This window comes from Exiguobacterium sp. s142, assembly GCF_018618455.1.
Lineage (GTDB): Bacteria > Bacillota > Bacilli > Exiguobacteriales > Exiguobacteriaceae > Exiguobacterium > Exiguobacterium aurantiacum_A.
This window is the reverse complement of record NZ_JACSMB010000008.1, coordinates 87,813-112,045: the sequence shown is the minus strand read 5'-3', so window position 1 is coordinate 112,045 and position 24,233 is coordinate 87,813. Positions and strand designations below refer to the sequence as shown.

Sequence of the window (24,233 nt, the reverse complement as noted above, 5' to 3'; positions counted from 1 at the left end):
CTTACAAAACGTTCGAGACGTCTCGAGCGTTTTATTTGTAATAATTATTATCTTTTAATATTATTAACTTAGTAATAATGATTATTAAGAGGAGGCAACAATATGGATCAACATCGTCATCTAACTACTAACCAAGGCGTTCCAATCGGGGACAACGCCAACTCCATCACAGCCGGCCGCCGCGGCCCAACGCTTCTCGAAGATTATCAGCTAATTGAGAAACTCGCCCACTTTGACCGTGAGCGCGTGCCGGAGCGGGTCGTTCATGCCCGTGGTGCCGGAGCACACGGTGTCTTCAAAGTTAAAAATAGCATGAAACGATATACGAAAGCCAAGTTCTTGCAAGAAGTTGGCCAAGAAACACCAATTTTTGCCCGCTTCTCGACGGTCATCCACGGTCTCGGTTCACCGGAAACGCTTCGTGACCCGCGTGGATTCTCAGTCAAGTTCTACACCGAAGAAGGGAACTACGACTTCGTCGGAAACAACTTGCCGGTCTTCTTCATCCGTGATGCGATCAAGTTCCCAGACGTGATCCACTCGCTCAAACCGGACCCACGGACGAACCTTCAAGACCCGGACCGTTTCTTCGACTTCATGTCGCTCACACCGGAATCGACGAGCATGCTCGTTCACTTGTTCAGTGATGAAGGCATCCCGGCGTCGTACCGTCACATGCGCGGTTCATCGGTCCATTCGTTCAAATGGGTAAACGAATTTGGGAACACGGTGTACATAAAGCTCCGTTGGGTTCCGAAGCAAGGCATCAAAAACTTGTCGATGGACGAAGCGGCCAAAGTGCAAGCGGAAGACTTCAACCATGCGACGCGCGACTTGTTCAACGCGATCGAAGAAGGCGACTTCCCAGAATGGGACCTTTACGTCCAAATCCTCGATCCGGCCGATATGGACAACTTCGACTTCGACCCGCTCGATGCGACGAAAGACTGGTTCGAAGACGTCATACCGTATCAACTCGTCGGCACGATGACGCTCAATAAGAACGTCGACAACTTCTTCGCCGAGACGGAATCGGTCGGGTTCAACCCGGGCGTGCTCGTTCCTGGGATTCAACCATCGGAAGACAAGATGCTGCAAGGCCGTTTGTTCTCATACTCAGACACGCAACGTTACCGTATCGGGGCGAACTATCTCCAACTCCCGATCAACTGCCCGTTCGCACAAGTGTCGAACAACCAGCGTGACGGTGCGATGCCGTTCAAACAACAGACGAGCCCGGTCAACTACGAGCCGAATCGTTACGAGGACACACCGAAACCGGATGCGGCTTATATCGAAACCGAGCAACCGATTTCAGGAGTAACGGGTCGTCAGAAAATCGAGAAGACGAACGACTTCGGGCAAGCGGGCGAAGTGTACCGCCGCTACTCGCAAGACGAGAAAGATGGTCTCGTACGTAACTTGGTCGCCCACATTAAAGAAGTCCGTCATGAGAAGACGATCCTTCTCTTGATCTGCAACTTCTACCGTGCCGACCGCGACCTCGGGGAACGCCTGTCGAAAGAATTGAACGTCGATATCACGCCGTTCTTGAGTCAAGTGACGGAATAAATCATCAGCAACAGAGATACCTAACCGTATCTCTGTTTTTTTGTTTACCGTGGATACTCTACGAAGTGCAAACGTGAGTGAAAGCCTCCAAAATTGTCGGGAGTCTTCCCGTATGCCAAGATAAGAAAAAAGGGGGAAGCTGCATGAATCAAATCATCGAAACATTACTGAACCACCGCTCCGTCCGCTCGTTCACGGACGAGACGCTGACCGACGAACAGATCCGTCTCATCGTCGAGAGTGCCCAGCGCGCCTCGACGTCGAGCTTCATCCAGGCGTATTCGATTATCGGCGTGACCGACCCGGAGAAGAAGGCACGCCTCGCCGAGATTGCCGGCAATCAGCAGTACGTCGTCGACAACGGTCATTTCTTCGTCTTTTGTGCTGACCTTTACCGGCACGAACTGATCGGGCAACTGCAAGAAGCCGCCGTCAATCCGACGCTTGAGACAGATGAGAAGCTACTCGTCGCCGTAATCGACGCCGCGCTCGCGTCACAGAACGCCGTCGTCGCTGCCGAATCGATGGGGTTAGGCATTTGTTACATAGGTGGGATCCGCAACGATATGTCGGCGGTCAAAGAGTTGCTCGGTTTGCCGGAGCGGGTGTTGCCGCTGTTCGGGCTCGCGGTCGGTGTCCCGGCGCACGTCGAGGATCAAAAACCGCGGCTCCCACTCGAGCATATCTATCATGAGAACACGTACGACGCTGATCCGATTCAACTGAAGCAAGAGCTCACAGCTTACGACCAGACGATTCACGACTACTATGCGGCACGCGGATCGAACCAACGCAGCGATACATGGACGGGCCAGATGGGACGGATGTTGTCGAAGCCGACTCGGCTCGATGTGAAAGACTTCTTGAAGACACAAGGCTATTTGAAGCAATAAGAAAACCGCCGGGAGGCGGTTTTCAGTTTGGGGGATACGTCGTCTTAAAAACGAAGGGAGACAATCACAATTAAAGGAACTAAATCTCTATTAATCTGTATATTGATCGTTTCAACCATACTGGTTGTCTTTACATCTTTGGAATTTCTAATTTTGAAGATACTTGGTCTACAGTATGAGTCGTTGTGGAGTCTGCTACTCTTCTTCATCGTATATGGAATTTCTGAAATCCCGACCAACTTGTTTCTATCTGCATGCTTGCAGGCGTTGACTACTCTCGATATCATCCCATCCCATACAGGGGTGTTAGCCCTGTTTCTGCACATCGCGAGTACATATATCATACTGCACATCATCGACCGATTGATGGCGTCGGTGTCGATTTCTCAACTCGGGATTCTTGTTTTTTCCCTTGTTATCGGTCTAGTAGGTTGGCTATCCATTCAAAATGATCCTGGACCTCCAAAGAGAGGATCGAAAGAATTTGAAGACTACAAAAAAAGAATCAATTGAGTTTCAGACGAGAGAAGCATAGTGCCCGTCATAGGAAACAATTCGAGACGAACAAAGGAGCGGCTAATCTCAATCGAGAGAAAGCCGCTCCTTCGTTTTCAATTTGTATGGGCATTGAGCCAAGCGTGGTCAATCGCCCCGAACTGTTTGGCTGTGATGACACCATTTTCATCGAGCACATACGTCGTCGGCATCGCTTGGATCCGGTAGGCGTTCCCGACGGCACCGTCCTCATCGTAGACGACTTGGAACGCGTCTTCATAAGGCGCGACGAACGACCGCGCCTCGTCGACGTCACGTTCACTCGTCGTCGTGTTGACGGCAACGATCGTCACATCATCTTGCTCGCGGGCAAACTTGGCCATGTCTGGCATCTCGGCCCGGCACGGCGGGCACCAAGACGCCCAAAAGTTGACGACGACACGCTCTCCGCGTAAGTCTTCTAAGTTAAGCGTCGTCCCGTCCGTTCGTTTCAATTCGAAATTCGGCGGAACTTGGCCGATGTTCAGCCCGGCTGCTTGAGACGAGTCGGCAACGAGCGTTGGTGTCTCGTCCGGTAAGCTCGCGTTGATGATCGCGAGCGCGACGAGGACACCGAGACCGGATTGGACGATGCGGCGTGACGGTTTGGCGACGTACCCGGCGAGTCCGACTAAAGCTGCGAACGGGATGAGCCACAGCAGATTCACCGTTGAGGTCGCATACGTGCTCACGAGCCAGATAGCAAACGCACCGACCGTCGTCCATAGCAAGGCACCGACCGATGGCGAGCGCATCCAGCGCCACGTCACAACGATTAAGCCTGCGATGAGCAGGGCAGTGTACAGATGGAGCGGTTGAGCGGTCGCGATAAACGGGAGCGTTCCGTACTTCGGCACGACGATCGTCACACCGAACCATAAAAGTAGGGCTGAAAATAGCCAATAGCCCCGAAGCCCGGGAGCAAGCCGAAAGACGAAAAATCCGATCGTTGCAGTGGCGATCAGGATCGACCAGATACCGCCCGTCGCGTACAGCGATAGCGCCAAACTACCGGTCGAGGCGAGGCCGATGATGATGGCGCTCAGTTTCCAGGCGAGAAACCCGGCGAACCACGTCCCGAGGACGGCGTCGCGGTCTTTTTCCGTTAAGCCGATTTTTTTGAAGCCGATGTAGAGACCGAGCAGACTGACCATGAAGACGAGCAGGTCGAGTCGGACGTTCAGTGGACCGATTGCAATCACGATATCCCTCCTAGAGAAAAAGCGCCCAAACGAGTGGGCGCTTTCTTTGTTTTTAGTATAGCATTAGCCGATTTGTTCTGCGTTGAGGACGGTCTTCATCGCAGCATAGCCACCGAGGATGTTTTGAATATCCTTGTAGCCGAGCGATTGAAGGACACTCGCGGCCATACGTGAACGGACGCCTGACGCACAGTGGACGGCGATCGTCTTGTCTGTCGGTAGACCGTCGTGGTCACGCATGAGTTTACCGAGCAAGATGCGCTCTGCTTTCTCATAGTGACTCGCGTTCCATTCTGTCGCGTTGCGGACATCGAGGACGAACACGTCGTTCTTCTCAGCTGATTCGATCGCTTGTTCAGCCGTCACGTCCGTGTACGTTTCTGTCAATAGTTCTTGACCGAGCTCTTCGACAGGGACGATGAAGCGGAGACGGTCAAGACCGATTGATTGAAGGTCTGTCTGCACTTCTTCGACGTCTTCCGCGCTCGCGATGAGCGTGATGTCTTTGTCGAAGTTAACGAGCCAGCCGGCCCATGAGACGAATTTCGTGTTGTAAGGGATGTTGATCGTCCCAGGGACGTGACCTTGCGCGAAGTCTTCGCCTCTACGTGTGTCGACGACTTGCGTCGCTTCGACGAGTGTGTCGAGACGGTCCGTGCCGACGACTTCTGGACGAGCGATCTCGTTCGTCACTTGGATGCCTTCTTTGTTCACTTTTTTCATCATCGCGAAGTAGTTCGGCGGTTCTGGTTGGTCTGTCGTCAACTCTTTGATGAATGCGTCTTTGTCCGTCATTTGGAGCGCCCAGTTCGTCGCTTTCTCATAACCGACCGTTGACGTTGGGATCGCGCCAAGCGCTTTCCCGCAAGCGCTGCCGGCACCATGGCCAGGCCAGACTTGAACGAAGTCAGGGAGAGCCTTGAACTTGTTAAGCGAGTGGAACATTTGCTCGGCACCGATGGCCGTCGTTCCTTTCACGCCGGCCGCTTCTTCGAGCAGGTCAGGGCGTCCGATATCGCCGACGAAGACGAAGTCGCCTGTGAAAATACCCATCGGTTGCGTTTGGTTGCGGTCATAGAGCAAGAACGAGATGTGTTCCGGTGTGTGGCCTGGTGTGTGCATGACTTCGAGCGTGACGTTACCGACTTGGAACGTGTCGCCGTCTTTGACGAGTTTCGAGTCGATGTCTTTCGCGAACGCGTATTTCCATGACGCGTCACCTTCATCTGACAAGTAGGCTGTCGAGCCAGTGCGTTTCGCAAGTTCGAGCGAACCTGAGACGAAGTCGGCGTGGATGTGTGTCTCAGCCGTCGCGACGATCGTCATGCCTTCTTTTTCAGCTTCTTGCAAGTACGGTGTGATGTTGCGAGCCGGGTCGATGACGACCGCTTCGCCGGTCATTTGGCAACCGACCATGTAAGATGCCTGTGCTAATTTTTGATCATAGAAATAACGTAATAACATATGATATACCCCCTAGAATAGTTGACTGTAAACGTTAGTTGTTGTGCTGCTTTATATTAATTAAGAAGTGATTAAACCGTTTCGCCTGTCCAGCTCATCATGCCGCCGTCGACGTTGATGACGTCAAAGCCGAGTGAGTCGAGGTAAGCTGACGCGTTCATGCTGCGTCCGCCTGCCGCACAGATGACATGAATCGGTTTCGTGCGGTCGAGCTCATCGACTTTCGCACTGAAGTCAGACAACGGTACGTTTTTCGCTTGTTTTATGTGTCCGCCTGCAAATTCATCCGTTTCACGAACGTCGATCAAGTTGAGCGTTTCATCCGTGCTTAGCAATGTTTCTAATTCAGTCGTCGTAATCGTCTTCATGTGGTATTAATCCCCTTTTCTAATCAAGTTATGTTTAAAGTGAGTAACTTTCGTTGTTTTTAATATACCCCCTAAGGTATACTCAATGCAAGGAAAAGAATTGGAGGTCAAAAATTGCGTAAATTAACGATCATCTTATCGATTTTAGTGATTGTGACTGTCGGAATCGTAGTTTTCACTTCGAAAGAGGATGGAATCACCCAAATCGACGTCGAAACACTACAAAACAGATTGGAAAACGAAGAAATAACCTTGTTGGACGTCCGTGAACTAGATGAATACGAGGGGGGGCATATCGAAGGAGCGGTGAACGCACCACTTTCTTCATTAAATGAAACCGAATTACCTTATGCGAAAGATGAACCGATCTATATTATTTGCCGCAGTGGCAATCGAAGCGCCCAGGCGGCCGAGTTGTTGCAGGATCGAGGTTATACGGAAATTTATGACGTCTCAGGCGGTATGATCGCTTGGGAACAGAAATAAAACTTACTTATCTAATAGGGTAGGAAACTGGAGGAGCTAGTATGGAGTTAGAGTTTATCATCACAATCTTTTTGATCGGCTTTATCGGATCATTCATCTCAGGGATGGTCGGGATCGGCGGGTCAATCATCAAATATCCGATGTTGTTGTACATTCCGCCGCTTCTTGGCTTCGCGGCGTTCAGCGCGCACGAAGTATCTGGGATCAGCGCGATTCAAGTGTTCTTCGCGACGATCGGTGGGATTTACGCATATCGTAAAGGCGGCTATTTGAATAAACAACTCATCCTGTATATGGGTGTCGCCGTCTTGATCGGAAGTTTCATCGGGGGCTACGGCTCGACGCTGTTGTCGGAGAACTTGATCAACGTCGTCTATGCGGTCCTCGCGACGATTGCGACGATCATGATGTTCTTGCCGAAAGCGAACGTCGAAGACTTGCCGCTCGACCAAGTCACGTTCAATAAACTGATCGCGGCCAGTTCGGCGTTTATCGTCGGGATCGCAGCCGGGATCGTCGGAGCGGCTGGAGCGTTCATCTTGATGCCGATCATGCTCGTCGTGCTCCGTATCCCGACGAAGATGGCGATCGCGAGTTCGCTTGCGATCACGTTCATCTCATCGATCGGGTCGACAGCCGGTAAGATCATCACCGACCAAATCGTCTGGGAACCGGCTTTCGTCATGATTATCGCGAGTTTGATTGCGGCACCGATCGGGGCGAACATCGGGAAAAATATGAAGACAAAGTCGCTCCAGATGATTTTGGCGTTGCTCATTTTAGCGAGTACGGTCAAGATCTGGATGGACATCATCGGCTAAATGAATCGTGTTTCAAAGGCTATCGAGTTCACTCGATAGCCTTTTTTAGATGAAGATTGCAATGAAATTGTTAAGTTTATGTAGCATTGTAAACGTCAAAAAGTTGAATTAAGTTCAAAAGAACGTTAAAATACTCTTTATACGTCTGTACGTTTGTTAGTCGACGCACTAACTTACCATATGAAAATGACCTAAGGAGTGTTTGAATGAATCACACGAATCAATCGAACGGGAAATTAGAGCGGTTCCGTCACGCGGCAACCGACTCGTTCCGGACGCATCGCCTGTTTTGGATATTTACGATCCTGTTATGGACGAAGTCACTGATTGCGTATCAGTTCTTCTTTAACATGCCACCTGAGAACGCGGTCCAAGCGTTCATTCTGTTCATCAACCCGTTAAGTTTCACGTTGTTCTTGTTTGCCTTTAGTTTCTTCTTCGGAGGCAATAAACGGAAGTGGGCGCTATACGGTCTTTACACGGTGTCCTCGCTCATCTTGTTTGCGGATACAACCTACTACCGTGAGTTCACGGACTTCTTGACTGTGCCGTTATTGTTCCAATCGTCGAACCTAGAGACGTTATCGTCGTCATTCCTGTCGTTGCTTGAATGGAAAGACTTGCTTCTGTTAGGAGATCTCGTCGTGCTTCCGTTCTTGCTCTGGAAACTAAAAGAGACAGGCAAAGCGTCACAACGCCGCGTGTTGCTCACGTTCGGTGCAGCTGCCGCCGTGTTCGGCTTTAACCTTGTCCTCGCAGAGACGGAGCGCCCAGAACTGTTGACGCGTTCGTTCGACCGTGAACTGCTTGTTAAAAACTTAGGTACGTTCAACTTCCACGTCTATGACGCGATGCTTCAAACGAAGACATCGGCGCAAAAAGCGCTCGCGGACGGTTCTGAACTCGATGAAGTCGAGAACTACACGCGTCAGAACTATGCGGCGCCGGACCCGGACATGTTCGGGAAGTATAAAGGCAAGAACGTCATCGCCATCTCGCTCGAATCGACACAGAGCTTTACGCACAATATGAAAGCTTCGAACGGCGAGTACATCACGCCAAACTTGAACAAGTTGATCGACGAGTCTCACTTCTGGCCGAACTATTACCATACGACCGGTCAAGGGAAGACGTCGGACTCTGAGTTCGCGCTCGACAACTCGCTGTACGGATTGTCGCGTGGCGGCGTCTACTTCACGAACGCCGACAACGAATATGATGCGCTTCCTGGTGTCATCAAAGAAGACAACTACTATTCGGCGGTGTTCCACGCCAACAACAAATCGTTCTGGAACCGCGACCAGATGTATCAAAACATCGGCGTCGATGAGTTCTTTGATGAGAAGAGCTACGATTTAGGCGACCCGGCCAACATGACGGAATGGGGTCTCCTCGACGATGAATTCTTCTTACAGTCGGTACCGATGCTCGAAGAACTGCCGGAACCTTACTTCGCGAAGTTCATCACGCTGACGAACCATTTCCCGTTCACAATGCCGAGTGCGGACCATGAACTCGTTCCGAAATTCGAGACGAACTCGACGACGCTCAATAACTTCCCGCAAGCGCTCGCGTATCAAGACTACGCCCTCGGGTTGTTCATTGATGAGTTGAAAAAGAACGGGACATGGGACGATACGATCTTCGTCGTTTATGGTGACCATAACGGTATCTCGACGAACCATAACGCTGCCATGGCCGACTTGCTCGGAAAAGATGAGTTGACGCCATATGACGTGGCAAAACTCCAGTCTGTCCCGCTCGCGATTCATTTGCCTGGTCAAGGTCAAGGTGAAGTCCATGAGACGATCGGGAGCCACGTCGACTTGAACCCGACGATTCAACACTTGCTCGGGTTCGATACGTCTGATCAAATCGGATTCGGTAACGACTTGTTCGCGCCAGAACGCAACGATCGCGCCATCTTCCGTGACGGTACGATCGTGACAAGCGACTATTTGTTCACCCAGTCAACGTGTTATGACGCCGAGACAGGAGAAGTCGTCGATGACGCGAAAGTATGTACGCCACTTGAAGACGAGGCGAACAAAGTACTTGAGATGAACGATAAGATCATCTATTCGGACTTGCTTCGCTTTAAAGAAAATAACTAAACACTCGAGAGAAAAGATTTTAAAAATCTTTTCTCTCTTTTTTGTTGTCTGAAAAATAAATCGGCGGCGAAACCGGATCGACTATGGTGGAAATTAGGGTAGGTGAGGTAAGCGATTACATGGTTGGTGTGAAGGGGAATACGAAGTCGAAACAGCGAGAGAAATTGAAGAGAGAGAACGCGGTGTGTCGTTATAGTCTTATAAAAATGAACGAATCCGCTCGCAGATAGCTCGGAAAAAGTTGAGGCTCATCGGTTGCCATCGTGCTCATTCTCGGGTAATATCTGAGTTGTTGTGAAGTTATGAACGAACTGTGAATACGGCCCCTATAATTTAATTAAGTTGATTTCTGTGAGAGTCAGAAATCAATTTAAAAATTTTTATAGAGAGGTGTGTTCATTTGGAAAAATTGAATACGGTAAAACAAGAATGGCTCGGAAACGTTCGAGTCGAAGTAATGGCAGGGATCGTCGTGGCCCTTGCACTCATTCCGGAGGCAATCGCCTTCTCACTGATCGCTGGATTAAACCCGATGGTAGGACTATATGCGTCCTTTATCATCGCGATGGTCATTTCAGTTACAGGAGGACGCCCCGCGATGGTTTCGGCCGCGACGGGTGCGATGGTACTCCTTGTCGTCGATCTCGTAAAAGATTATGGACTTCAGTACTTGCTCGCTGCAGGGATACTAGCTGGTATTATCCAAATCGTGCTTGGTTTTCTTGGTATAGCTCGTTTAATGAAGTTCATCCCGCGTGCGGTTATGGTCGGCTTCGTTAACGCCCTTGCCATTTTGATCTTCCAAGCCCAGCTTCCGCAATTTGGAGGCGAGACGTGGATCATGTGGGCCATCGTTGCAGCATCGCTTGCAATCATCCTTCTGTTCCCGCGCATTACGTCAGCAATCCCGGCGCCGCTTGTCGCCATCGTGGCGATGACGTTGCTCGTGTTCTTTATGGGACTTGAGACGAAAACGATCGGAGATATGGGGACGATCACGGCAACGCTGCCGATGTTCCTCTTGCCGGACCTCCCGCTCACACTCGAGACACTTATGATCATCTTGCCTTATTCGTTCTCGCTCGCCTTTGTCGGTTTGATTGAGTCGCTATTGACGGCTCAAATCGTCGATGACATGACGGGTACAGATTCGAATAAGAACCGTGAATCAAAAGGTCAAGGGATCGCCAACATCATCGCTGGTTTCTTCGGTGCGATGCCAGGATGTGCGATGATCGGACAATCGGTCATCAACGTCTCGTCTGGAGCACGGGGTCGCTTGTCGACGTTCTCGGCAGGACTTGCGCTCCTCATCATGATCATGACGATGAGTAACATTTTAATGCTGATTCCAGTCGGGGCGCTCGTCGGTGTCATGTTCTTCGTCGCCTATGCGACGTTCGACTGGGGCTCACTCAAAACGCTCAAGACAGGTCAAAAGACCGATTCGCTCGTCATGGTCACGACGGTACTCGCGACCGTGCTCACACACGACTTGTCGATCGGTGTCATTGTCGGGATCGTGACGGCCGCCGTCATCTTCGCTGCGAAAATTTCGCGTGTCGAGCTGAAGCGCCACCAAGACGGACACCGTGCTCACTATGAAGTGAACGGACAATTATTCTTCGCGTCTACGTCTGACTTTGTCAACCAGTTCGATGTCGAAGAGGATGTCGAAGCAGATGTGAAACAAGTCAGTATCGACTTCTCCAACACCCACCTTTGGGACGATTCGGCCATCGGGGCCATCGATAAAGTCGTCTTCAAATATCGGACGGTCGGAATCGAACCAGAACTGTTAAACTTGAACAAAGATTCAGAGAAGCTGTTGAACACGCTGGCGCTCCATCTTCGTCAACAAGATGCGAACGTCGGCCACTAAAAGGGGGAACTTACAATGAGTAAAATCTTTCTAGCGATTGATGGTTCAGACCATTCGATGCGTGCCACCCAAAAAGCGGTCGAACTCGCCAAAGTGACATCATCTTCAATCGATGTCGTCCATGTCGTGTCACCGAAAGAATCAAAAGAAAGCGCCCTTCAATCGACGGGTAAAATCGATCTTGAAGTGAGACGGAAACAACGTCTTCAAGTGTTTTTCGATGCGATCACCGAAGCGGGCGTTTCGTACGAGTATATCGAACTCCGCGGCGAACCTGACGTTGAACTCGTCAACTACGCCAACCATGAACCGTTTGAATTCGTGGTCGTCGGCTCGCGTGGTCTCAATACGTTCCAAGAGTTCGTATTGGGCAGTGTTAGCCACAAGCTTGCTAAACGATCGTTGTCACCTGTGATCATCGTTCGTTAACAGACAGCGCCACGAAACTTTCGTGGCGCTTTTGCTGTGTAAAAAAAGGAGGAGCTTATGACATTAGATTATACGGGAGAGCGGGTCATCCCAGATCAAATGAACCCGATGAACGGCATGTTGCTCGAACATATCGCCCGCTATCAGTTCGCCGCGTTGTTTCTCGAAGGACGTGTGCTCGATTTTGCGAGCGGGAGCGGGTTTGGCAGTCAATTGATTGCGAAGATACAAAAAAAATCGGTCGCTGAGGTCGTCGCGCTCGATATTTCAGAAGATGCGATTCGATATGCGCAAGGTCGTTATTTTCACCCGAAAGTGAAGTATATTGTCGGAGACGTGCTCGACCGGACGCTACCAGATCAACTCGGCACGTTCGACTGTATCGTCAGTTTTGAGACAATCGAACACGTTGAAGACTTTGCAGGGTTCATGGCGAACGTTTCAGAATTGTTAAAGCCGGGTGGCATGCTCGTCTTGTCGACGCCGTTCGGTCAAGGCATCGGTAAACCGACGAACGAACCGTTCCACGTTCATCAATTTACCGATCAAGAGTTTAAGGCGCTTTTCACGTCATTCAGTTCGACAGATTTTTATTACCAACGTGGCGTGCTGATCGAACCGAAACGAGAAGCGGTACATTATCCGATTGGAATTGCCGTCGCTATTAAATGATGTGAACGTGTTGATGAGGCCAAGCAGGAGGTGATGAGATGAGTGTGAAAATCATTTGTCCCGAGTGCGATGGGATCGGGACCGTTCCCATCATGAAAGGATTTCCGTTCGTTAAGGAATGTCCGGTTTGCCAAGCGAGCGGAAAGAAAAAAATAAAACGCAGAAAAAAACGTTCAATTCTTGTAAGATGAGGATTGAACGCTTTATTTTACATAACGAAAGGGGCAGAAAACATGAAAGGTCTTCGAAAACCATCCTACTACGGATGGTATATGGTCATGATCGCGGGCCTCGGTGTATTTTTCTCAGGTCCCGGTCAGACGTACTTTATCTCCGTTTTTATCGACCAATACATAACCGACTTCGGCTGGTCGCGCTCTGAAGTATCGAGCGTTTATTCGGCCGCGACGCTCGCGTCGGCCGCCTGTTTATTTTTCGTCGGTCGGTTGATCGACCGTTTCGGGCAACGGGCGATGATGGTCATCGCCTCGATACTGCTGGCGGCGGCTTGTCTGTTCAACAGTTACGTCACGAACTTGACGATGCTCTTCTTCGGCATCTGGATGCTCCGTCTATTCGGACAAGGGTCGATGACGCTCGTCCCGAATACGCTCGTCCCACAATGGTTCATCACGAAGCGTGGCCAAGCGCTCAGCTATATGGCAATCGGTGGGTTTTTAAGTGCCGCCGTCTTTCCGCCACTCAACGTTTGGCTCGTCGGTTTGATCGGTTGGCAAACGACGTGGCAAGTGTGGGGACTGCTCGTGCTCGTCTTGTTCACACCGCTCGCTTATCGTTTCGTCCGCAACCGCCCAGAAGACATCGGACTGTTGCCGGACGGAGGGACGAACCCTCATCCGAGCAACAAATCGACAACGACACCGGTTCATATCGACGTCGATTTCACGTTCCAAGAAGCGCTCAAGACACGCGCATTTTGGCTGATTTTGTCGTGCATCGGTATCCCGGCGCTCGTCAACACGGCAATCACGTTCCACTTGATCTCAATCTTTGAAGAGCAGAGCCTACCACCAGCGACGGCCGCACTCGTCTTGAGCTTGATGGCGGTTCTCGGTTTCCCGGCGACGTTCATCGCGGGACGGCTCATCGACGTCGTGAAAATCAATTATGTATTGATCGGTATTTTTGTGACCGAGATCATCTTCATGATCATCCTGCAATATACGTCGACGTTCTCAATCGCGATTTTGTTCGGTGTGGTCTGGGGCATCAGTAACGGCTTTGAGCGCATCGCTTTGAACTATGTTTGGCCGTACTACTTCGGTCGGGCCGCGCTCGGTAGCATCAGCGGGCTGGCGACGTCGGTCATGGTACTTGGCTCGGCGGTGGGACCGTTGCCGTTCGGGATCGCCTACGATCTATTCGGCAACTACGAGTCGATCATTTGGTATTCGCTCGTCTTCCCGGTCATCGGCATCCTCGCCGCCTCATTCGCCGTCAAACCGACGCTCGTGCGCTAACCGAGTCGACGTTCGGCTCGATTTAGTCGCCGGATCACGAAGGAAGCGGCGACGAGCACCGGCAATTCAATCAACGGCCCGATGACCAAGACGAGGGCGATGAGCGGCTCGTTCGGGAATGCGGTCGTCGCGATGGCGAGCGCGATCGGTGAATTCCGGGCGAGCGTTGTCATTTGTAGGCTCGTCACGGCCGCGTCTTCACGCAACAGTTTCTTGCCGACACGGCGGCTTATGACAAAATTGACGATGAAAAATAACAGCAACGGTGCAATTAACAATCCGAGGATCGAGACGTGCTCGATCAAGAGCCGTCCTTGTGAGGCAAAGATCGACATGACGGCGAGACTTAACAAGAAGATTGGCCATAAGCTGACCCGTTCGAGCCGCCGCAACTGGTTCGACTTGGTGAGGAAGTACCTCAGTCCAATCGCTGAGCCGAGCGGGATCGCTAAAACGGCTAGACTATGTAGTAACACCGAAACTGAGATCACGCTCGACGTTCCTGTCAAAACATAAAGATAGACCGGTAACAGCGCGAGTTGAAGTATAAGGTTGAGCGGCAAGATGCTGAGCGAAGCGACGACGTCGCCTTTAGCGAGACCGGTGAAGACGATATACCAATCGGTGCATGGCGTGACCATGAGCATGATGAACCCGATCCAAAGCGCCGGGTGGTCGGACAAGAAGACGCTCGCGAGTGCAAATGCGAATACGGGTGTCCAGACGAAGTTGAGGACGAGACTCGTGATCGTGAACGTGCGGTTTGAAAACGAATGCCGGATTTGGGCGAACGGGATTTGAATGAACGTAAAGAATAGCATCGCCATGAGCAATGGAACGATCGCACCGTCCGCGATTCGACGCAGCGTCTCGATCGTCCCGAACGCGAGACCAGTCACAACAGATAGAAGTATGAATATGGGGTATAGTTTCTCGAATCGACTCAAAGGGACACCTCTTTTCCATTAGCAAAAACGTACCACAAAAAAACCCGATGAACGAGTCATCGAGTGATGAAATAGTATAGCAGTCCGAGCGCCACGAATGAGACCGGGAATAGGACGATATACGTCCAAGACACGAGCGACCAGCTTTTCTTTTGGCTATAGTCTGATTTGTCTTTTCCGAGACCGACCATGATCGTGAAGACGAGGGCGATCAAGCAGACGACTAGCGATAATCCGATTGTGAGATACATCATACCACTTCCTTTAACGTTTCTATACCTAGAATACCGTATCATCAAACAAAAAAACCTCTGAAATGTTGGGATTGTGTGTCCGACAGTCAGAGGTTTTGTCACGTTCATAGAGAGGGGCAGGTCATTCCGCGAATGTCTTGCTGCGGAACATGAACGCCGTGATGATATAGAAGGCGATAATATGGATCAATACGTAAAACGCTGAGAACCAAATCGTCACGTCCATCGTCTCCATGAAGCCTGGACTTTGGTAATAGATAGACAAGTCCGTGTGCAAAAAGACGATCCATTTAGCAATGGCCGGCTTCCATGCGATGAGGAGGCCGCCGATCATCGTCGAGACGAAGTTCGCGAGCACGGTGAACCCAATGACGACACCGACCGATTTGAAGACGACCGAGAACATGAGCGTCAAGAAGATGACGAACACGCCGCTCGACACGCTAAGTAGGACGTTACGGAACTGCTCGAACGTCAAGTTCCCGTCAAGCGTCAAAGCGAAGCCATACGTCACGGCAAGGATGAACACGAACTGGGCGAGCATGATTAGGATTGCGGCAACGAGTTTCGACAGCAAGATCCGGTCACGGGAGTACGGACTCATGAGCAAGTGTTTCAACGTGTCGAACTTCAGTTCATTCCCGATCATCTCAGCGGTGAACACGATCGTGAAGATACCGAGGAACGTCATCGCGGCCATCGTGGCATAGTTGACGAACGTTGTCGCATCTCCCGACTCGTTTCCACTCGTGACGATGACGTACGTTAAAATGATAATCCCCGTATACATGCCGAGGGCGATCAGCGGCTTGATCGTGCGCCGCCATTTCATAAACTCATTGGCTAGTAATGAACGCATTGTTCGTTCCTCCTTCTTTCTTCGTCACTTTGAGGAATTGATCCTCGAGCGTCTCGTACTTCATCCCGATTTGGAAGACGTTGATGTCTTGATTGATGAGTCGTTTCAATAGAACCGGGATATCCGTCTCAGGGCGGGGGACAAGGAACGTCTCAGCCGATTGCTGAACGATTTTCACATCGTCAAACAGCATGGCGGCCGCGTCGAGCGCCTCGTTCATTTGCTCGCGTGATACTTTACATAGAATGACGCCTTCTTCACGCGTCGTCCCGTCTTGGACCGATTTGATTTGACCGTGGTCGATGATTGCGAACCGGTCCGTGATCAGTTCCATCTCGCTGAGCAGGTGGCTCGAGATCAAGATGGCGATGCCGCGGTGCTCGGCGAGATGCCGTAAGTAGTTGCGCAGGTCGGCGATGCCGGCCGGGTCGAGCCCGTTCGTCGGTTCATCGAGAATGAGCACTTTCGGATTGTGGAGGAGCGCACGGGCGATCCCGAGCCGCTGCTTCATCCCGAGCGAGTACTGTTTGACTTTCATGTCGAGCTTCGATTCGAGCCCGACGAGTGCCCCGAGGGCGTTCAAGTCGACTTTTTTCAAATTGGGGATCAAGTTCTTGGCGTGGATCAAGTTTTCTCGACCAGTCAAGTAAGGGTAGAACGCCGGGTTTTCGACGATGGCACCGATGCGACTGAGCGCCTCTTGGCGATCGGTTGATACGTCGAACCCGTCGACGGTAACGGTGCCGTGCGTTGCCGGCATTAGACCGGTGATGATACGGATCGTCGTCGTCTTTCCGGCACCGTTCGGACCGAGGAAGCCGAAGATTTCGCCGGGTGTGACTTCGAAGCTGACGTTGGTCAGAACGTTCGTCTGGCCCAGTTTTTTGTGGACATTTTGGACGGATAACATGTTGTCACCTTGCTTTCGTTGAGATTTATTTCCAAGCTTGCTAACATTGTATACGACAAGACTGAAAGAAGGTTTCACCTTTTTTTGAAACAATTGAATCAAACGACAAGTTTCACAATTAGTCGATAAGTAAAACTTATTGAATTAGTATGGACGAATTGTGAATTTGAAAGGGTCTTTCGACCTGGAAAGGTGTAGTATGAAGAAGAGAGTAAGAGGCAAGATTTGGCTCTTTTCACGGCCTGAATCAGCTGGATGAACTGATTCGCGCGGCCTTAAAAAATGAAAGCGTTCACACATCGGGCGCATAGGAACGGACAGGGGGATTTATTCAATGGGAGAGTCGTCGAACGGTCGCGAGCAATCGCAAACATTTTATGGTCCAAACTTAGGCTACATCGTTGAATTGTACGAGCAATATTTGGAAGACAGAGAATCGGTCGATGCGGAGACGCGTCGTTACTTTGATGAGAACGGTTCACCCGAACAAGCGGTACCGGTCGCACCGGTCGCTTCATTTGATTTGGAAAAAGTCGTGGCAGCGACACGGCTCGTCAACGACATCCGGGCGCTCGGTCATAAAGCGGCTGATATTTATCCGCTCAAAGACCATCCGCGTGAGCACGGGTTGTTTGCGTTCGACCGTTACGGGTTGAACGAGTCAGACCTCGAGCAGATCCCGGCACACTTACTGTCAGAAGACGTGCCGAAGCCCGGCGCGAACGCACTTGAACTCGTCCGTCATTTACTCGACGTCTATACAGGGACGGTCGCCATCGAGTTGCGCCACTTGGATGACATGGAAGAGAAGCGCTGGATTCGCCGCCGCATCGAGCAAGGCGCATTGAAAGCCGCGTATTCAAAAGAAGAGAGACTCGAATTGTTCGAGCGTTTAGCCGAGACGGAACTGTTTGAATCGTTCCTTCATAAGACGTACGTCGGACAAAAACGTTTCTCGATCGAAGGACTCGACAGCATGGTCCCACTCCTTGACGCGATGGTCGGACGGCTCATCTCGAGCGGTTCGGAACACATCAACATCGGGATGGCACACCGTGGACGTTTGAACGTCCTCGCCCATGTGCTCGGTAAACCGTACGAAATGATCTTTGCCGAGTTCCAGCACGCACCGAACAAAGAACTCATTCCGTCAGAAGGTTCGATTGGCATCAACTTCGGCTGGTCGGGCGACGTGAAATACCATCTTGGACTCGATCGCCGCGTGTTAGATGAGAAGAAAGAAGTCCGCTTAAACCTCGCCAACAACCCGAGCCACCTTGAATTCGTCGGCTCGATCGTCGAAGGTTACACGCGTGCCGCCCAAGACGACCGCTCTGCAAAAGGGATGCCGGTCCAACACGATGACAAGGCTGCTTCGATCTTGATCCACGGGGACGCCGCGTTCCCAGGCCAAGGCATCGTCGCTGAGACGCTCAACATGACAAACTTGACGGGCTACCGGACAGGCGGCACCGTTCACGTCATCGCCAACAATACGATCGGCTTCACGACGGACCCGAGCGACTCGCGCTCGACACGTTATGCGAGTGATATCGCCAAAGGCTACGAGATCCCGGTCTTCCACGTCAACGCCGACGACCCGGAAGCGTGTGTCGCCGTCGCGAAATTGTGCAGCGAATACCGTGCCAAGTTCCATAAAGACATCCTTGTCGACTTGGTCGGCTACCGCCGCTATGGACACAACGAGATGGATGAGCCGATGAACACGAACCCGGTTCTATACAAAGCAATCAAAGAACATCAATCGGTCCGTCACGTCTATGCCGATCTTCTCGAAGCAGAAGGCGTCATGACGAAAGAAGACAAAGCGACGATCGAACAATCGATTGAAGATCGCTTGAAGTCAGCGCGCGACCTCGTCCCGGCTGAGGAAGAAGATGCGGACATCGTCTTGCCGGAAGCAGTCTATAAAGGATTCCCTTACGTCGATACGGCAGTCGAACGCGACTTGTTGCAACAGTTGAACGATGAGCTGCTCGTCTGGCCTGAAGGGTTCGGCTTGTTCCATAAGCTTCAAAAAGTACTCGACCGTCGTCGTGACGCGTTCGGGGATAACGGGAAGATCGACTGGGGCCATGCCGAGACGCTCGCCTACGCCTCGATCATCTCGGACGGGACACCGATCCGTTTGAGCGGTCAAGATTCAGAGCGCGGTACGTTCGCGCAACGTAACATCATGTTGAACGACGTCGAGACCGGCAAGAAATTCTCGCCACTCCACGAGTTGTCGACGGCGAAAGCCTCGTTCACGGTGCACAACAGCCCGCTCTCGGAAGGCTCGGTGCTCGGCTTTGAATACGGCTATAACGTGTTCGCACAAGATACGCTCGTGTTGTGGGAAGCGCAGTACGGTGACTTTGCCAACTCGGCCCAAGTCATGTTCGACCAGTTCATCTCGGCTGGTCGTGCGAAATGGGGTCAAAAATCGGGTCTCGTCATGCTATTGCCGCACGGTTACGAAGGACAAGGTCCGGAGCACTCGAGCGCGCGGATGGAACGTTATTTGACGCTCGCCGGTGAAAAGAACTGGACGGTCGCTAATTTGTCGACGGCTGCCCAATACTTCCACATCTTGCGTCGTCAGGCGAAGATGCTTGGTACTGAGCAAATCCGACCGATGATCATCATGACACCGAAGAGCCTGCTTCGTCATCCACTTGCAGCCTCAACGGTCGAAGAGTTGTCAGATGGCAGCTTCTGCCCGATCGTCGAACAAACAGGTCTTGGCGAACAGCCGGACAAAGTCGAACGCCTCGTCTTCTGTTCAGGGAAGATGGCGATCGATCTGCAAGAAGCGACGATGAAATCAGAGGAGTCACTCGACTTCCTCCACATCATCCGCGTCGAAGAAATCTATCCGTTCCCGGTCCGTGAGATTCGCGACGTCATCAGTCGCTACCCAAACGCCAAAGAAATCGTCTGGGTACAAGAAGAACCGAAAAACATGGGAGCTTGGACATACATCGAGCCGCGTCTTGAAGCGGTGACATCGAACCGTCTGAACGTCCGTTACATCGGGCGCCGTCGCCGGTCAAGCCCGGCTGAAGGAAATCCGACAGCACACAAACAAGAACAAGCACGCATCATCCGTGAAGCCTTATCCCGTGACGCCGTCTCAAGTGCGGCTGGAGCGAGCACATACCAAAAAGATCGTAAATAAGTTAAGGGGGAACTCATTGTGATCGAAATTAAAGTACCGGAATTAGCAGAGTCCATTACGGAAGGAACGGTCGCGTCTTGGCTCAAGCAGCCAGGCGACCATGTTGAAAAAGGGGAGGCCATCGTCGAGCTCGAGACAGACAAAGTCAACATCGAAGTGCCGGCCGATGAGTCGGGAACGTTAGAAGAACAACTCGCCGGGGAAGGCGACACGGTCCAAGTCGGTCAAGTCATCGCCCGCTTAAGTTCAGGTTCAGCCGGCGGCACGGCCGTTGCGACGAAGACGAAGACGGAAGCAGCGACAGAAGCTGCTCCGGCTCCAGCTGAGACGAAAACAGAAGAAGTCGGCGAAGCGAAAAAAGTCGAGCGTCGTGAAGAGCACGTGGCAAGCCCAGGTAAAGGCCCGATCGCTACACCGGCGGCACGCAAGCTCGCTCGTGAGCGCGGGATCGACCTCTCGGCCGTTCAGACGAACGACCCAATCGGCCGCATCAACGTCCATGACGTGTCGAACCACAACGCAACACCGGCTCCAAAGCCAGAAGCACCGAAAGCACCGGTTGCGGCACCACAACCGGTCGCGAGCGGCAAAGACGAAGAGCGCATCAAGATGACGCGTCGTCGTCAAACGATCGCGAGCCGTCTCGTCGAAGTCCAACAGACGGCGGCGATGCTCACGACGTTCAACGAGATCGATATGACGGCGGTCATGGCGCTCCGGAAACGTCGCCAAGAGAAGTTCATTAAAGATAACGACGTCAAACTCGGCTTCATGTCGTTCTTCACGAAAGCGGCTGTCGCGGCTCTGAAACGGATGCCGTATTTGAACGCTGAGATTCAAGGCAACGAGATCGTCTTGAAGAAATATTACGACATCGGCATCGCCGTATCGGCACCGGACGGACTCGTCGTCCCGGTCGTCCGGGAAGCGGACCGTAAAAACTTTGGCGAGATCGAGAAGGATATCATCCATCTTGCCGACAAGGCGCGCAACAATAAGCTCGGGCTTAGCGACCTGACTGGCGGCACGTTCACGATCACGAACGGCGGCGTGTTCGGTTCACTCTTATCGACACCGATCTTGAACGGACCGCAAGTCGCTATCCTCGGAATGCACACGATCCAACTTCGTCCGATCGCGATCGACGCCGAGACGATTGAGAACCGTCCGATGATGTACGTCGCGCTCTCATACGACCACCGCATCGTCGATGGTCGTGAGGCCGTGACGTTCCTCAAACACATTAAAGATATGATTGAAGATCCAGAACAGTTGTTGTTCGAAGCGTAAAAAACAGGTCCATGTCGCAAGTGACATGGACCTTTCTTATGCAAGCAGCGTCTCATCGAGCGTGATCTGGTTCTTGCCGCTCGCTTTCGAGCGGTAGAGCGCCTGGTCGGCCCGTTCGATGGTGAGATGCGGCGGCGTGTTTGAATGCCAGAGCGCAGCACCGATACTCACACCGACAGCAGCCGTCCCGCCGTCAAACGATACGGGTGCGGACAACGCGGCGATGGCATCTTCCCCGATCTGCTGGACGTCGCGGTCACTTCGGTTGTTTCGTTCGAACAGAAGGAAGAACTCATCTCCGCTCAATCGGACCGGGTATAGCCCTTCGAGAGGCAGTTGCTTCAGCCGGTCGGCGATCTCGACTAGCACTTCGTCGCCTGACGCGTGCCCGTACGTATCGTTGACTGCTTTAAAGCCGTCAAGGTCGATATAGAAGCAGATATAGTCGTTCGTTGTCAGTTGTGCGTCATTCAAGTACTGACGGAGCGCCGTCCGGTTGGCGAGACCGGTCAATACATCGTGGTTAGCGAGTGATTCGAAGCGGACCCGTTCGGTCTCTGAATTGGTCAGCGACGTGACGAGTGACTCAAGGGCGAACGCGAGCGACTCGATCTCATGGATGCCGGATTGATGCGGGAACGTCTTCGCTTTTCCTTGCTTCATGAGCGTCGCCGTCTCGGTGATTTTTTGCAGTGGCCGCGTCACGAACAAGGCGAGCAGCCAACCGAGCAGGGCGGTCACGATCGAGGCGACGAGCCCGATCCATAAGATGTTGTTTTGCAGCGACGTGACGGGGGCGAACGCCACGTCGACCGGTTGCCGGACGACGACACTCCAGCCGAGACCGGCGTAGTCGTCGTACCCTTCTCCGATAGCGACACCGGTCAAGTATGACGTTCCATCTTCCCATGTCTCGACGTGCCAACCGTCTTCGAGCGTCGTCGGGAGCGTTGTTCCGACGAGATGATCGGGACCGAGCAGCACGGTGTTGTCACGTCCACTGACGACGAACATGTCGGTATAGTCCGAGTGATGGTGCAACGTGCGGTTAAAGTGCTGGAGCACTTCTTCTCCCCATTCCCAGCTCAGGTGGGTCGCCAAGACGCCTTTAAATTCACCGTCGCGCACGATTGGGACGCTGATGTCGACGAATTGGAGAGGTTCTCCACTCGGATTGGGGAGTTTTTCAGCGAGGAGAACGGCCTCGTGGACGTCCCCGATGAACGGTTGTTGTTGCGCTTCCGAGAAGACCGGACGTTCGGCGATTGACATCCCTTCTAAAATCCCGTCCGTCGAGGCGGTGACAGTCCCAGATGCATCGGTCACCCCCATCCACGAGAAAGCAGGAATGTTCGTTTGGACCTCATCGAGAAGGGCCCGGCTTTCGCGCGGTTCGTTCAAGGCGTCGAGTCCTTGGAGCAATTGGACTTCCTGATAGCGCGACCACATATAAAAGTCGAGCTTATCGACGAGCTGATGCGATGTCGTCGATAGACGTTCCCCGATCTCTCGTTCAAGCGACGCGGCCGACCGTTCGCTGATCGTATACGTTAAGGCGAGTGTTAGAATAAAGACGAGACTGGCAATGCTGAGTGCCAAGATTAACCCGAGGCGCATCGAAAACGATTTCATGAAGTATTCCTCCTACAATAAACATCCACTTTATTCATCGTCAAAATATGGACGACTTGAAGCAAAGTCGGTAATAAACAAGTCGATTTCGTGGAATCGGATAGCGCTTTCGCTATAATGAAAGACGAATCGATAAAAATAGAGGTGAGACGAATGAAACAAAATCAAGCATTGGTCGTCGGGACGCTCATCGCGGTCGCACTCATCGCGGTCGTGGTCGTTCTCTTGAACCGACCGGCCGAGCAGGCAGAGACAGCGCCGCCGGCTACGAGCGAGCACGTGCCGACAGACGGGCAACCGACGCTCGGGGAAGCGGACGCACCGGTCTCGGTCGTCGAGTTCGGGGACTACAAATGTCCGTCTTGTAAACAATGGGGCGAGACGATCTATCCGCAGCTAAAGGCGGACTATATCGATACGGGTGACGCGAGCTTCAGCTATATCAACGTCTTGTTCCACGGACAAGAGTCGATTTTGGCGTCACTCGCTTCAGAATCGGTCTATAAGCAAGACCCGGATGCGTTCTGGGACTTCCATAAGGCACTCTATGACGCGCAACCGGCGAGCCAGCAGCACGACGAGGCGTGGGTCACGGTCGAGCGGTTGAAGCAGATCGCAGGCGAGACGACGTCGGTCGACATGGCGAAGTTCGAAGACGACTTGAATGAAAACTCGAGCGTGCTCGAACAGGTGAGTCTAGATGACGGACTCGTCAAAGAATACGGGGTCCAGTTCACGCCGTCGATCATGATCAACGGCGTCATGCTAGAAGACCCGTTCGACTATGAGGCGATCGAACGATTGATTGAACAAGGGGCACCATGAAGCAGTCGTTCTTGAGCCGCTACGGCTTGTATCTCGCTTGGCTCGTCGCGCTCACGGCGACGCTCGGCAGTTTATACTTCAGTGAGATTCGCGAGTTCGTCCCGTGCGAACTGTGCTGGATCCAACGTATCTTCATGTATCCACTCGTCTTCGTGCTCGGTATGGCTGTATTCACGAACGATCGTCAAGTGAAGAAATATGTATTGCCGCTAGCAATCGGCGGCGGTATGATTTCACTTTACCATTATCTCGTGCAAAAAGTACCCGGTTTTGCCGACATCAAACCGTGTGTCGAAGGCGTGCCGTGTAACGTGCAGTACATCAACTGGTTCGGCTTCGTGACGATCCCGTTCCTCGCGCTCACGGCGTTCACACTCATCACGGTATTATTGCTCAACATAAAAACGGACAAGTAAG

22 protein-coding genes are annotated in these 24,233 nt (G+C 52.1%); 14 read left to right on the top strand and 8 right to left on the bottom strand.

Going from position 1 to position 24,233, the window contains the following annotated elements; translation table 11 throughout:
* The first annotated feature begins 102 nt into the window (after nt 1-102).
* The 3 genes from KNP77_RS09285 to KNP77_RS16155 all read left to right on the top strand — a co-directional run bounded on the left by KNP77_RS09285 (nt 103) and on the right by KNP77_RS16155 (nt 2,978).
* Entirely contained in the window at nt 103-1,572 is a 1,470-nt protein-coding gene (locus tag KNP77_RS09285; protein ID WP_214890295.1) for a catalase, read from the top strand.
* A gap of 143 nt (nt 1,573-1,715) precedes the next feature.
* Nucleotides 1,716-2,465: an oxygen-insensitive NADPH nitroreductase gene (gene nfsA, locus KNP77_RS09280; RefSeq protein ID WP_131504836.1), complete on the top strand. Its 750-nt coding sequence runs from the start codon at nt 1,716-1,718 to the stop codon at nt 2,463-2,465.
* A gap of 102 nt (nt 2,466-2,567) precedes the next feature.
* Complete coding sequence (locus KNP77_RS16155; protein WP_159429461.1) at nt 2,568-2,978, top strand: YrvL family regulatory protein; 411 nt, start codon at nt 2,568-2,570, stop codon at nt 2,976-2,978.
* 98 nt (nt 2,979-3,076) lie between these two features.
* Here KNP77_RS16155 and KNP77_RS09270 read toward each other — a convergent pair whose 3' ends face one another.
* The 3 genes from KNP77_RS09270 to KNP77_RS09260 form a co-directional block, all read right to left on the bottom strand.
* Entirely contained in the window at nt 3,077-4,201 is a 1,125-nt protein-coding gene (locus KNP77_RS09270) for a TlpA family protein disulfide reductase (RefSeq protein ID WP_214890292.1), read from the bottom strand.
* A gap of 63 nt (nt 4,202-4,264) precedes the next feature.
* Complete coding sequence (locus KNP77_RS09265; RefSeq protein ID WP_214890290.1) at nt 4,265-5,665, bottom strand: MBL fold metallo-hydrolase; 1,401 nt, start codon at nt 5,663-5,665, stop codon at nt 4,265-4,267.
* Between the two features lie 71 nt (nt 5,666-5,736).
* Nucleotides 5,737-6,033 carry a rhodanese-like domain-containing protein gene (locus KNP77_RS09260; protein ID WP_070327805.1) on the bottom strand — a complete coding sequence of 99 codons (297 nt, stop codon included), beginning with the start codon at nt 6,031-6,033 and terminating at the stop codon, nt 5,737-5,739.
* A gap of 114 nt (nt 6,034-6,147) precedes the next feature.
* Between KNP77_RS09260 and KNP77_RS09255 the strand changes: the two genes are divergently transcribed.
* The 7 genes from KNP77_RS09255 (at nt 6,148) to KNP77_RS09225 (ending at nt 13,918) form a co-directional block, all read left to right on the top strand.
* On the top strand, nt 6,148-6,519 hold the full coding sequence (locus KNP77_RS09255; protein WP_131465595.1) for a rhodanese-like domain-containing protein: 372 nt from the start codon (nt 6,148-6,150) through the stop codon (nt 6,517-6,519).
* A 41-nt stretch (nt 6,520-6,560) separates the two neighbouring features.
* Nucleotides 6,561-7,340, top strand: coding sequence for a sulfite exporter TauE/SafE family protein (locus tag KNP77_RS09250; protein ID WP_016508199.1), 780 nt, complete (start codon nt 6,561-6,563; stop codon nt 7,338-7,340).
* Nucleotides 7,341-7,546: 206 nt separating this feature from the next.
* Nucleotides 7,547-9,454, top strand: a complete 1,908-nt coding sequence (locus tag KNP77_RS09245) for an LTA synthase family protein (RefSeq protein ID WP_131504834.1) — start codon at nt 7,547-7,549, stop codon at nt 9,452-9,454.
* Between the two features lie 400 nt (nt 9,455-9,854).
* The gene (locus tag KNP77_RS09240; RefSeq protein WP_214890287.1) at nt 9,855-11,336 is read left to right on the top strand and encodes a SulP family inorganic anion transporter; all 1,482 of its coding nucleotides are present in this window, start codon (nt 9,855-9,857) and stop codon (nt 11,334-11,336) included.
* 15 nt (nt 11,337-11,351) lie between these two features.
* Nucleotides 11,352-11,765, top strand: coding sequence for a universal stress protein (locus tag KNP77_RS09235; RefSeq protein ID WP_131443509.1), 414 nt, complete (start codon nt 11,352-11,354; stop codon nt 11,763-11,765).
* 57 nt (nt 11,766-11,822) lie between these two features.
* Entirely contained in the window at nt 11,823-12,437 is a 615-nt protein-coding gene (locus KNP77_RS09230) for a class I SAM-dependent methyltransferase (protein WP_131443508.1), read from the top strand.
* Between the two features lie 233 nt (nt 12,438-12,670).
* Entirely contained in the window at nt 12,671-13,918 is a 1,248-nt protein-coding gene (locus tag KNP77_RS09225; protein WP_201738414.1) for an MFS transporter, read from the top strand.
* Here KNP77_RS09225 and KNP77_RS09220 read toward each other — a convergent pair.
* The 4 genes from KNP77_RS09220 to KNP77_RS09205 form a co-directional block, all read right to left on the bottom strand.
* On the bottom strand, nt 13,915-14,817 hold the full coding sequence (locus tag KNP77_RS09220) for an arsenic resistance protein (protein ID WP_214890284.1): 903 nt from the start codon (nt 14,815-14,817) through the stop codon (nt 13,915-13,917). The two genes, KNP77_RS09225 and KNP77_RS09220, sit on opposite strands and share 4 nt — an antisense overlap.
* A 104-nt stretch (nt 14,818-14,921) precedes the next feature.
* Nucleotides 14,922-15,116 (bottom strand): hypothetical protein, encoded by a 195-nt coding sequence (locus tag KNP77_RS09215; protein ID WP_236633421.1) that lies wholly within the window; start codon nt 15,114-15,116, stop codon nt 14,922-14,924.
* A 124-nt stretch (nt 15,117-15,240) separates the two neighbouring features.
* Nucleotides 15,241-15,978, bottom strand: coding sequence for an ABC transporter permease (locus KNP77_RS09210; protein WP_070327797.1), 738 nt, complete (start codon nt 15,976-15,978; stop codon nt 15,241-15,243).
* Complete coding sequence (locus KNP77_RS09205; RefSeq protein ID WP_214890281.1) at nt 15,956-16,888, bottom strand: ABC transporter ATP-binding protein; 933 nt, start codon at nt 16,886-16,888, stop codon at nt 15,956-15,958. The genes KNP77_RS09210 and KNP77_RS09205 overlap by 23 nt, the downstream gene beginning before the upstream one ends.
* 334 nt (nt 16,889-17,222) lie before the next feature.
* Here KNP77_RS09205 and KNP77_RS09200 point away from each other — a divergent pair, with 334 nt between their 5' ends.
* Both KNP77_RS09200 and odhB read left to right on the top strand, forming a co-directional pair.
* Nucleotides 17,223-20,069, top strand: coding sequence for a 2-oxoglutarate dehydrogenase E1 component (locus KNP77_RS09200; protein WP_214890278.1), 2,847 nt, complete (start codon nt 17,223-17,225; stop codon nt 20,067-20,069).
* Between the two features lie 18 nt (nt 20,070-20,087).
* Nucleotides 20,088-21,359 carry a 2-oxoglutarate dehydrogenase complex dihydrolipoyllysine-residue succinyltransferase gene (gene odhB, locus KNP77_RS09195; RefSeq protein WP_214890275.1) on the top strand — a complete coding sequence of 424 codons (1,272 nt, stop codon included), beginning with the start codon at nt 20,088-20,090 and terminating at the stop codon, nt 21,357-21,359.
* Between the two features lie 36 nt (nt 21,360-21,395).
* On the opposite strand, the gene KNP77_RS09190 is transcribed toward odhB, so the two are convergent.
* A complete protein-coding gene (locus KNP77_RS09190) occupies nt 21,396-22,991 on the bottom strand; it encodes a diguanylate cyclase domain-containing protein (protein ID WP_214890272.1) in 1,596 nt (531 codons plus the stop codon).
* Nucleotides 22,992-23,144: 153 nt separating this feature from the next.
* Here KNP77_RS09190 and KNP77_RS09185 point away from each other — a divergent pair, with 153 nt between their 5' ends.
* On the top strand, nt 23,145-23,816 hold the full coding sequence (locus tag KNP77_RS09185) for a DsbA family protein (RefSeq protein WP_214890262.1): 672 nt from the start codon (nt 23,145-23,147) through the stop codon (nt 23,814-23,816).
* The gene (locus KNP77_RS09180) at nt 23,813-24,232 is read left to right on the top strand and encodes a disulfide oxidoreductase (RefSeq protein WP_214890259.1); all 420 of its coding nucleotides are present in this window, start codon (nt 23,813-23,815) and stop codon (nt 24,230-24,232) included. Before KNP77_RS09185 ends, KNP77_RS09180 begins: the two co-directional genes overlap by 4 nt.
* Nucleotide 24,233 lies beyond the last annotated feature (1 nt).